The 10,077-nt window shown below is 38.0% G+C and carries 8 protein-coding genes and 1 pseudogene; 8 read left to right on the top strand and 1 reads right to left on the bottom strand.

The window, feature by feature from the left end; genetic code table 11:
• The first annotated feature begins 17 nt into the window (after positions 1 to 17).
• The 8 genes and pseudogenes from AC1DDX_RS20020 to AC1DDX_RS19985 all read left to right on the top strand — a co-directional run bounded on the left by AC1DDX_RS20020 (position 18) and on the right by AC1DDX_RS19985 (position 9,585).
• A pseudogene (locus tag AC1DDX_RS20020) lies at positions 18 to 1,041 on the top strand (L,D-transpeptidase family protein).
• A gap of 21 nt (positions 1,042 to 1,062) precedes the next feature.
• Positions 1,063 to 3,108, top strand: a complete 2,046-nt coding sequence (locus tag AC1DDX_RS20015; RefSeq protein WP_337715624.1) for a BatA domain-containing protein — start codon at positions 1,063 to 1,065, stop codon at positions 3,106 to 3,108.
• Complete coding sequence (locus tag AC1DDX_RS20010) at positions 3,105 to 3,362, top strand: hypothetical protein (protein WP_477622468.1); 258 nt, start codon at positions 3,105 to 3,107, stop codon at positions 3,360 to 3,362. Before AC1DDX_RS20015 ends, AC1DDX_RS20010 begins: the two co-directional genes overlap by 4 nt.
• A complete protein-coding gene (locus AC1DDX_RS20005; RefSeq protein ID WP_477622467.1) occupies positions 3,323 to 4,267 on the top strand; it encodes a dihydroorotase in 945 nt (314 codons plus the stop codon). Before AC1DDX_RS20010 ends, AC1DDX_RS20005 begins: the two co-directional genes overlap by 40 nt.
• Positions 4,260 to 4,937: a hypothetical protein gene (locus AC1DDX_RS20000; protein ID WP_048904318.1), complete on the top strand. Its 678-nt coding sequence runs from the start codon at positions 4,260 to 4,262 to the stop codon at positions 4,935 to 4,937. Before AC1DDX_RS20005 ends, AC1DDX_RS20000 begins: the two co-directional genes overlap by 8 nt.
• A gap of 52 nt (positions 4,938 to 4,989) precedes the next feature.
• Entirely contained in the window at positions 4,990 to 5,538 is a 549-nt protein-coding gene (locus AC1DDX_RS19995) for a DUF4199 domain-containing protein (RefSeq protein ID WP_337715622.1), read from the top strand.
• A gap of 343 nt (positions 5,539 to 5,881) precedes the next feature.
• Positions 5,882 to 6,880 (top strand): Gfo/Idh/MocA family protein, encoded by a 999-nt coding sequence (locus AC1DDX_RS19990; protein ID WP_337715620.1) that lies wholly within the window; start codon positions 5,882 to 5,884, stop codon positions 6,878 to 6,880.
• A gap of 8 nt (positions 6,881 to 6,888) precedes the next feature.
• A complete protein-coding gene (locus AC1DDX_RS19985) occupies positions 6,889 to 9,585 on the top strand; it encodes a PQQ-dependent sugar dehydrogenase (RefSeq protein ID WP_337715618.1) in 2,697 nt (898 codons plus the stop codon).
• Between the two features lie 61 nt (positions 9,586 to 9,646).
• Here the strand turns inward: AC1DDX_RS19985 and AC1DDX_RS19980 are convergent.
• Positions 9,647 to 10,077, bottom strand: a 431-nt coding sequence (locus AC1DDX_RS19980) for a 3-keto-disaccharide hydrolase (RefSeq protein ID WP_477622466.1), incomplete at its 5' end; no start/stop codon positions are given.

The raw sequence follows: 10,077 nt of genomic DNA, 5'->3' as shown, positions 1-10,077 counted from the left end.
ATGCTGCAGAGGGGCTTATCAAATACAATAATTTTGTTTATTACGGTAGCATCAATCCAAGGAAATTATTTAGCCGGTACTATGTGCCGGTAAAAAGACCTGATAGCCTAAGTGTAACTGCTGTTCTGGAGACAAAGGACATTCAAAAACTATTAACAAGCATCCAACCTTCTTCTCCCGATTATCAGGTATTCCAGCATAAACTTTCAAAATACAAGGCCGACTCTGGCAGTAAAAGCTATATGGTAAAAACCATTATGGTAAATATGGAGCGGTTGCGCTGGAAATTGCCAGAGCTTGGCGATGAGTATGTGCAGGTAAATATCCCTGATTTTTCGCTTACCTGGTTTAAAAACCAGGACACACTTACCCAGATGAAAGTTTGTGTTGGAGGGAAACGCGAGGAAGGTTATGCCGATAAAATTAAGCAGTACCTGAAATCGGGAAATCTGGATGATAAGCCGAAAAATCATGAAACACCCTTACTATACAGTAAACTGAACTCTATACAGGTAAATCCGATATGGAATATTCCGGTCAGCATTGCACAAAGTGAAATTTACTGGCAGGCAGTTAGAGATCCATATTATCTTTCGAAGCTCAGGAGAGGGGAATGCTTTAGGTAAGTTTAAATTTATATTCGACAATGGATCGAGCATCTACCTGCACGATACGAACAATAAAAGTGCATTTTCCAGAGCTAACCGCGCAATAAGCCATGGTTGTGTTCGTGTAGAAAAACCGTTACAATTTGCTGAAACGCTGGTAAAAGATAAGTACGAATACGATCAGCTAAGAATGGAAGTAAACCTGCCACCAATAGATACCAACAGAATGGCGGTTTACCGAAAAAAAATGGCTAAAAAAGCTGATACAGTAAATGTTTATAGGTTAAAGCCTAAGTGGTTTGGCGTTAAAAAACCTGTTCCCTTGATCATCAATTACATAACCGCATGGTCGCAAAACGGTAGTCTGCAGTTCCGACCAGATGTTTATGGTTTAGATGAAACTTTATGGGATGCTATGAAAAAATTCATGTAAAAGTTCTACCTTTGGTTTTTAATGAATTTCCTATACCCAGGTTTTCTTTTCGCGCTGCTGGCAATAGCCATACCTATTGTAATTCACTTATTCAATTTCAGGAAATTTAAGAAAGTATATTTTAGCAACTTACAATTCTTAAAGGAGGCAAAGGAGCAAAATTCTTCAAGAGAAAAGCTTAAAAATTTGCTTGTACTTTTGTGCAGGGTATTGGCCATCGTATTTCTTGTGCTGGCATTTGCCAGGCCTTTTATCCCCTCGGGCAACAAACATAATCCGGGACAGAGAAATGTTATCAGTATCTATATTGATAACTCTTATAGTATGGAGACCGTAAACAAAGAGGGCAGTTTACTTGATGAAGCTAAAAGAAAGGCAAAGGAAATTGTAAGGTCATATGATATTAATGATCAGTTTCAATTAATTACAAACGATTTTGAGGGCAAGCACCAAAGGCTTGTTAATAAAGAAGAGTTTATTCAATTACTGGATGAAATTAAGATATCACCAGCAAATAAGACTTTGCAACAGATTCTAAACAGACAACAGGCAAGTTTTTCTGCAAATAGAAACGAGATCTGCTATCTGCTTTCCGACTTTCAGAATAGTTTTGCAGGTGATAAACCTTTAGCGGCCAATAAAGAGATCAGTTATACTTTTATTAAGCTAAATGCCAACAGCCTTCCGAATATTTCGGTTGATAGTGTTTGGAGCCTTTCACCGGTACACCAACCAGGGCAGGCAGAGAGGGTTGTGGTCCAATTAAGGAATTATGGTGAAGAGCTTGCTTCGGGCATAGCCTTAAAGCTAACAATAAACAAACAGCAAAAAGCTATCAGTAATATAAATGTTGAGGCTGGTAAGTCAGTTAAAGACACTTTATCTTTTAGTGGATTAAAAAGCGGGTGGCAAAAAGGTGTAATTAGTATTAAGGACTTTCCTTTAACATTTGATGATGATCTGAATTTTAGTTTTAAGGTAAGTAATGAGCTAAAGGTGCTAAACATCACGGGCAATTCTTCTGATAAATTTATAAAGGCGCTCTTTGCATCCGACAATTATTTTAAACTTACCGAAATGCCTGAGTCGAACATTAAATACTCCAGCTTTTCCGATTACAGTTTAATAGTACTTAACGGGCTAAAAGAACCATCTTCAGGCCTCGCTCAGCAATTAAAAGGATATGTACAAAATGGAGGATCTGTAGTTATCTTTCCTGATCTTGATGCCAATAGCAATGTTTACACTCCGTTCTTAACCGGCTTGTCGCTGCCTGCGGTTCAGCAATTAAATTCTGGGCCACCTTTAGCAAGCAGTATGGATTTAAAGAACTCTGTTTTTAAAGATGTGTTCGATCAGATTCCTAAAAATATAGATCTGCCCTTGGTAAACAGGTATTTTAGTTATACTGAGCAGAATACAAGTGCTAAAGAAAGCATTTTGCAATTGCCTTTAAATAGATTCCTGTTTGCAAAGTATACGGTAGGGGCCGGTAAAATTTATCTTTCATCAAGTTCATTGGATATTAAGGATAGCAACCTGCCTAAGCACCCGGTTTTTGTACCATTAATGTATAAGATTGCTTTTGCAAGTGCAAAAGAGCAACCATTATATTATACAATAGGCCTCAATAATTTATTAGAAAGTGAAAAAATTAGTCTTCTGGCTAATCAGTCGTTAAAATTGGTGTCGAATGACTTTGAAGTTATTCCTGAAGTGCGACAAACTGCCGGAAAAACTTTACTATATGTTGCAGATCAGGTAAAGAAATCGGGCTTTTATGAATTAAAAAAAGCAGATTCTGTTTTGGCCATTATAGCGTTTAATGATAACCGTACAGAATCCGACATGCATTATGCTACAGAAACACAGCTTAATAACTTGTTTGGCAAACAAAAGGTAGCAGTATTTAATTCTAAAAAGGATGCACAATCATTAAATATCGAAGGGAAAAATAGCAGCAGTGAATTATGGAAACTTTGCCTAATTTTAACTATTGTTTTTTTAGCCGGTGAAATACTACTTATTAGATTCTTTAATAACATAAAAAACATAAAAATATCATGAACCTTCTTATCACGGGTATAGTTATTGCCGATCCAAACAGCCAGTTCAATCAAAAGAAATGTGATGTTCGTGTAGAACAAGGAAAGATAACGGCTATAGGTAACAACCTGACCGCATCTAAAAACGAACAGGTTTTTGATGGCCAGGGTGCTGTTGGTTTACAGGGATCGCGGTTTTGCCAAATACTAAGCCAGTGGTGCAATCTAAGGCCGAAGTGGAATACATTATTAACAGGGCAAAAAACAATCTGGTAGATGTGCTGCCAATAGGAGCGGTTAGTCAGGGACTGGAAGGTAAAGAGCTTGCAGAATTGTACGACATGAAGCAGGCGGGTGCAGTAGCATTTTCTGATGGAGGAAAGGCAATTGTTGACGATGGCTTTATGAGTCGCGCAATACAATACACCCAGGGTTTTAACGGACTTTTAATGGTATATCCTGAGAATAAATCCATTGCAGGAAAATCGCAGATTAACGAAAGCAAAACCAGCGTGTTATTGGGAATGAAAGGATTGCCATCGTTAGCAGAGGAAATGCACATTAGCCGCGATATCTTTTTAGCCACTTACCATAATGCTCCTGTACATATTAGTAATATTTCAACAGCAGGTTCTGTAGCGCTTATAAAGAAAGCTAAAAAAGATGGTGTGAAAATCACTTGTGATGTAGCTGCACATCATTTGGTGTTTACAGAAGAGTTGCTGAATGATTTCGACAGTAATTACAAGGTTAAGCCACCTTTGCGTGGTAAATCTGATGTGAAGGCATTGCTTACAGGTTTAAAAGACGGAACCATTGATGCAATAGGATCACAGCATCGCCCGCACGAAATAGAATTTAAAGATGTTGAATTTGAAATTGCATCATACGGCATCATTGCCCTGCAAACTGTTTTGCCTTTGCTTATAAAAGCCGGACTTGATGCAACGCAGATAGCGGAGAAGCTTTCTATAAATCCCCGTAAATTACTAAGACTCGCAGTTCCTGTGATTGAAGAAGGTGCTGAAGCCAACTTTACAGTTTATAATCCTACTTTACAATGGGAGTATAATGTTGCCAGTAACTATTCTAAATCTGCCAATTCTCCACTATTAAATAAAAAACTGACCGGTAAAGTTCAACTGGTATTTAATAACAAACAATTACAATCATATGGATAATCATGTAAAAGACGCACTAATTGCATCGTTAGATAAATTTGCTGCGGTATCTGGTAATGACTCGGTTAAGTTAGAGGAAAGCCTTGTAGAAGTGTTTAACAAAGACCTTGGCTTTATAGAGAAGGTTGAAGAGTTTGATGAAGTTTTTGATGAGCATCCATCATTTGAGGAGCTTAGAGAAGTATTCTTTGATTTGCTGATGATTAATTTCTTTTCTATTGACATTAAAAAACTTGAAGAAGATTACCTTGACTCTGAAGAGTGGCTAAGGATTGAAGAAGAAACAATAGATAGGGGAACAGAATTACTGAACCTTTTGTTGTATATCAATGAATGCCATGACGAGCGTATAAAACCTGAATTAGGTGATTTCCTTAAAGAATTCTTATTGGTTGAGGAAGACGAGTTTCAGGATGAATTCCATATTTATGAAGACCTGATCAGCAACCAGCAATTGATTGAAGGAAGTGTTGAGGATATCTGCAGTCATGCCGGGATGATTGATCTGGGTGAAGAAATGGAAGATCTTTTTGTTCCTTTTATGGTTTTCTTCCATCAGCCTAAAGCCAATGATAAGATAATTAAAGAGCTAGAGGATTTTAGTGCAAACAAGGAGTTTGATATTGCGGTGTATACCTTAATCGCTAATTTTAATGCGGCTACCGCTTAGGCAATAGCTTTTATTATTAACTTATATATTAACGTTTATTTAAAACTTTCAAATGGAAGAAGAAGTAGTAGTAGAACCGAAAAAGAATCCAAATATGCTGGCGTTTAAAAGCGCAATAGCATATTCTGTTTATTTCCTTGTGCTTATGTTTGTGATGAAATGGCTAGGAGTTGATCAGAACAACCCGAATACCACTGTAGCAGAGAAAATTATATACTCGCTAGCTTCCTATATTCCATTTATTATGGCTGTTGTATTTGTGCAAACTACATACAAAAAGGAATTAGGTGGATATATAAGCTTTGGTAAAGCATTTTCTTCGGGCTTTAAAGTAGCTGCATATGCAGGATTGTTTATAGCTGTGTTTACTATCCTTTATTATAAGGTTTTAGATACAAATGCTTTTAATCAGCTAATGGATTCAGCAAAGGCTGCGGCTGGTGATGATGAAAACAAGGTTAAGGGAGTAGAGATGATGAGACCTTACATGATCTTTTTTATAGGATTTGGAGTAGCGGTGAGTTACACGATTTATGGTTTGATTATCAGTTTAATTGGTGCAGCTGTTATTAAAAAAGAACAACCTCTTTACGAAGAATAGTATTTTAACGATATAAAATATATCACTTGTTTAAAAAGACAATTATTAAATCGAATAATGGATTTAATAATTGTCTTTTTTTGTTTATTATTGTTTTGAGGTTGTTCAAAAGTGTCGTCGTCATTCCTGTGTTCCAGCTGCTTATGTTGATTGTTGTCTGTTAATGAAGAACTTTTCATTTCTGAAAGACCATAATATTAAAGCACTCAAATTATCTCGACTCATGTCGGCTCTCAAATCAGCAAGGCTTCTTTTCTGTTTTGGGGTACTATGGAATACATTCGATATGAGGAACGAATTGTTTGTATAGTCTCTTGTTAGAAACACACAAAACCAAATATATATGAGATCTTTTAATCGCAGATCTTTCATCGTAAACACTGCACTTGCAGGTTTAGGTGCAGGTTTGCTTCATTCTTTGCCTTCGTTAGGCAAGTCGCCGTTACGTACGGAAACAGGAAAACGTATTGGAATTATAGGATTGGATACTTCGCATAGTGAGGTTTTCATCAAAGCTATTAATGGAGGTGGTCTGGAAATGAAGGGCTACAAAGTAATAGCAGCCTATCCACATGGAAGTAAAGACATTCCTGCAGCATTAAAAATGAAACCCGGCATCATTGAAGCTGTTAAGGCAAATGGAGTTGAAATAGTGGACTCGATTGAAGAACTGATTAGGAAGGTTGATGTTGTCCTGTTGGAAACCATTGACGGAAGACCACATTTTGAACAAGCTTTACCAGTGATGCAGGCTGGAAAAAGGATGTTTATAGACAAGCCCATTGCAGCTTCGCTGGATGATGTGAAAAAAATCTTTGCTGCTTCTAAAAAATACGATGCTCCGGTTTTTAGCTCTTCAGCATTGCGCTTTGATGGCAATGTACAAAAGGTTGTTTCAGGAAGTATTGGCAAGGTATTAGGAGCTGATGTTTATACCCCGGCAGAGATTGAATCGAACCACATGGATATGGCTTGGTATGCTATACATGGGATAGAAATGTTGTTTACAGTTATGGGGCCTGGTTGTAAAACGGTGACCAGAATTTATAACGATGGTGTTGATTTTGTAACAGGTGTATGGGAAGATGGACGTGTTGGAACTGTACGTGGAATACGTAATGGGGCTTCAAATATTGCAGGTACTGCTTTTGGAGAAGGTGGAATAGCTACATTGGGGCCATTTAGTTCTTATTCTCCACTAATAGCTGAGATCATAGGTTTTTTTGAAACGGGTAAACCTCCTGTTTCTGAAAGGGAAACCATGGAGATTTTCTCTTTTATAAAGGCTGCTGATTTGAGCAGAAAACGTAGTGGTTCATCGGTTTTATTGGCTAATGTTTAATTGTTAAAATGAAATCAAATTATTTATTAGTAGCGGCAACATTTTTTATTTTAGTGCTTAGCTCATGGATCTGGAAAAATAAACACGAGAATCATGGTTTTCAAGTATTAAGTAAGATCGATACAACAGTTCCTGATAGTAGCCGGTATACGCGCATTGTATTAGCTGAAGGATTGGATGAGCCTATGGAAATGGCCGTACTCCCTAACCTGAATATACTTTTTGTAGAACGTAAGGGGGCTGTAAAGCTTTATAACAGTAAAACAAAGTCAGTTAAAACTATAGCAAATATTAATGTTTTTAGTGGCATAGAAGATGGACTGCTGGGGTTAGCCTTAGATCCAAAGTTCGCAGAAAATCATTGGGTGTACCTTTATTTTGCGGTAGGAGGAGAGGAGTCAAAAAGTAGGTTAGCACGGTATCAGTTAGTTGGAGATAAGCTAATTAATAAATCGGAACAGGTATTGCTTGAAATTCCAACTCAGCGTAAATATTGTTGCCATTCTGCAGGTTACCTCTCATTTGACTCGAAAGGGATATTATATCTATCTACAGGTGATAATACAAACGCAGAGGAAACGGAAGGTTATACTCCTGTGGATGAAAGGCCGGGAAGAGGGCTGGCGGATGATCAGGCAACTTCTGCCAATACTAATGATTTAAGAGGAAAGATACTTCGTATTATTCCCAAAGATGGTGGTGGCTATTCTATTCCTGAGGGAAATCTTTTTCCTAAAGATGGTTCAAAAGGTTTACCTGAAATTTATACTATGGGGTCCCGTAATCCTTATCGGTTTAGCATCGATCAAAAAAATGGCTATGTATACTGGGGGGATGTTGGTCCGGATACAAAAGTGGAAAGTGAAGATGGCGAGTACATGAGCTTTGATGAGATTAATCAGGCTAAAAAACCGGGTTTTTTTGGGTGGCCATATTTTTTAGGAAACAACCAGGCATTACCGCTGTATAATTATGCAACCAAACAGCCGGGAGAAAAAAAGGATCCTACTAAGCCTTTAAACAATTCACCTAATAATACCGGCGAAAAGGAGCTACCTCCAGCTGAGCCAGCAATGATCTGGTATGGTAAAATGCCCTCCAAACATTTTCCTATGGTAGGAAGTGGTGGTGCTACTGCAGCTGCTGGCCCAATTTATTATAGCGACCTATTCCCAAATGCGCCCTATAAACTTTCGGAATATTATAATGGTAAGTTATTTATTTACGATTGGATTAGGGGTTGGATCATGGCGGTTACTTTTGATGAAAGCGGTAACTATAAACAGATGGAACCATTTTTAAAACACCTTAAGTTTTCTGCCCTTGTAGATATGCAATTTAGTAAGGATGGTGCAATATATATGCTAGAATATGGCACTAACTGGTTCTCTAAAAATACGGATGCAAAGCTCATAAGAATAGAGTATCAGGAAGGAAATAGAAAACCTATAGCGGAAATAACGGTCGACAAACCGTACGGTGCTGCTCCTTTGTTAGTTAATTTGTCAGGTAATAAATCAGTTGATTTTGATAAAGAAGATAAACTTGATTTCAGCTGGATGATAGCAGGTAAAACAATCAGCGGATCGGAAGTGAAATATAGTTTTGAGAAGCCGGGTATTTATAATGTTGAGCTAAATGTAAAGGATGATAAAGGGGCAGTAGGAACCGCAATTTCCAAAATACATGTTGGGAATACCCCTCCGTTGGTAGCTATTAAAAGCAATTCAAATAGAAGTTTTTACTGGGATGGACAGCTATTAGATTATCAGGTTGTGGTTAAAGATGTAGAGGATAAGGTGATAGATCAGAATAAAGTGAAGGTCTCTTTCGGTTATTTACCTCAGGGAAAAGATGTAGCAGTTATCCTCGCCGGGAATCAAGATCCTGGAGCTTATAAATATCTTAAAGGGTCGGGGATGTTGGCTAATTTGGATTGTAAGGCATGTCATTCTATGGACAAGGCTTCAGTTGGTCCTACTTATAAGTCGATATCGGTGCGGTATGCAGGCAAGAAAGATGTAGTGAAAACGCTAGCTAAAAAGGTCATTGAGGGCGGTAGCGGGAACTGGGGAGAGCGGGCTATGTCAGCACATCCGGCGGTGTCTCCGGATGACGCTGCAGAAATGGTCGATTATATTCTTTCGCTTTCTAGAAAATCTGGAAAACTGCCTCTTAAAAATAGCATCCCTTTAAAAGACCATCTTGGAAAAGGAAAGGAGGGAAGTTACCTGCTGAATGCTTCGTATAGAGATAAAGGAGCTAATGGAATTGAACCTTTAGATAGTAGAGCTTATATTTCTTTGCGCAATCCTTACGTTCAGGCAGAAGATTTTGATAAGGGAAATGTTCGTATAGCTACGATTACTACGGCTTTTATGGCTTATACAACTGGAATTGCAGACCATAGTTATATCAAGTTTAATGAAATAGATCTGGCAGGCATAAAACGGGTTAAGTATAATGTACAGGTCATTGGCACCGGAGGAAATATTGAATTGAGGTTAGATAGTATGAATGGGCCATTAATTAGCCGGCTTATTGTACCGGCAGCAGCGGCTGATGGTAAAACAGATTGGAAAGAGTTAACTGCCGCAATAGAGGTAACAAAAGGTAATCATGATCTTTATTTTGTATTTACAGCTTCAGGAGATCAGAAGCAAGATCTGTTTAATCTGGATTGGATTTATTTTTCTAATAAATAGTAAAGGGCTGTTCAAAGAATTTCGCATTCTTTGAACAGCCCTTTACCTAAAAAATCAATAATTAAAGATTTCTGATCCAAATGTTACGGAAACTCAATGGTTCGCTAGGATCTCCATGAGATTGTAACTTAATTGGCGCAGGGCCATGAGCTTGTCTGTATGCAGGTGCTCCGATGTATTGTGTTGGCCCCAATAATGTAGTATTATCCTGAACCAATACTCCGTTAAATAACACGGTAACTCTGGCAGGTGTTTTTACAGTTTTGTCTTCGTTAAATGTAGGTGCAGTCCAGATCACATCGTAACTGTTCCATTCTCCTGGTTTGCGGGTTGGGTTGGCAAGAGGGACAAATTGTTTGTAAATACTTGCAGCCTGTCCATTTGTATAAGTGTCGTTTTTATAAGAGTCAAGAATTTGCAATTCGTAACCGGCATCACCTTTGCCAATAGAAGCAAGGAAAAGTCCGCTATTGCCTCTGCCTTGTCCTTTGC

The organism is Pedobacter sp. 10L46_2 (assembly GCF_056395165.1).
The sequence above is the reverse complement of the archived record's forward strand: the minus strand, read 5'-3'. Positions and strand labels throughout refer to the sequence as shown.

Excerpts from the sequence above, each read along its gene's own strand:
- AC1DDX_RS20015 (WP_337715624.1), top strand. The coding sequence starts at position 1,063 with ATGAATTTCCTATACCCAGGTTTTCTTTTCGCGCTGCTGGCAATAGCC.
- AC1DDX_RS20010 (WP_477622468.1), top strand. The coding sequence starts at position 3,105 with ATGAACCTTCTTATCACGGGTATAGTTATTGCCGATCCAAACAGCCAG.
- AC1DDX_RS20000 (WP_048904318.1), top strand. The coding sequence starts at position 4,260 with ATGGATAATCATGTAAAAGACGCACTAATTGCATCGTTAGATAAATTT.
- AC1DDX_RS19995 (WP_337715622.1), top strand. The coding sequence starts at position 4,990 with ATGGAAGAAGAAGTAGTAGTAGAACCGAAAAAGAATCCAAATATGCTG.
- AC1DDX_RS19990 (WP_337715620.1), top strand. The coding sequence starts at position 5,882 with ATGAGATCTTTTAATCGCAGATCTTTCATCGTAAACACTGCACTTGCA.
- AC1DDX_RS19985 (WP_337715618.1), top strand. The coding sequence starts at position 6,889 with ATGAAATCAAATTATTTATTAGTAGCGGCAACATTTTTTATTTTAGTG.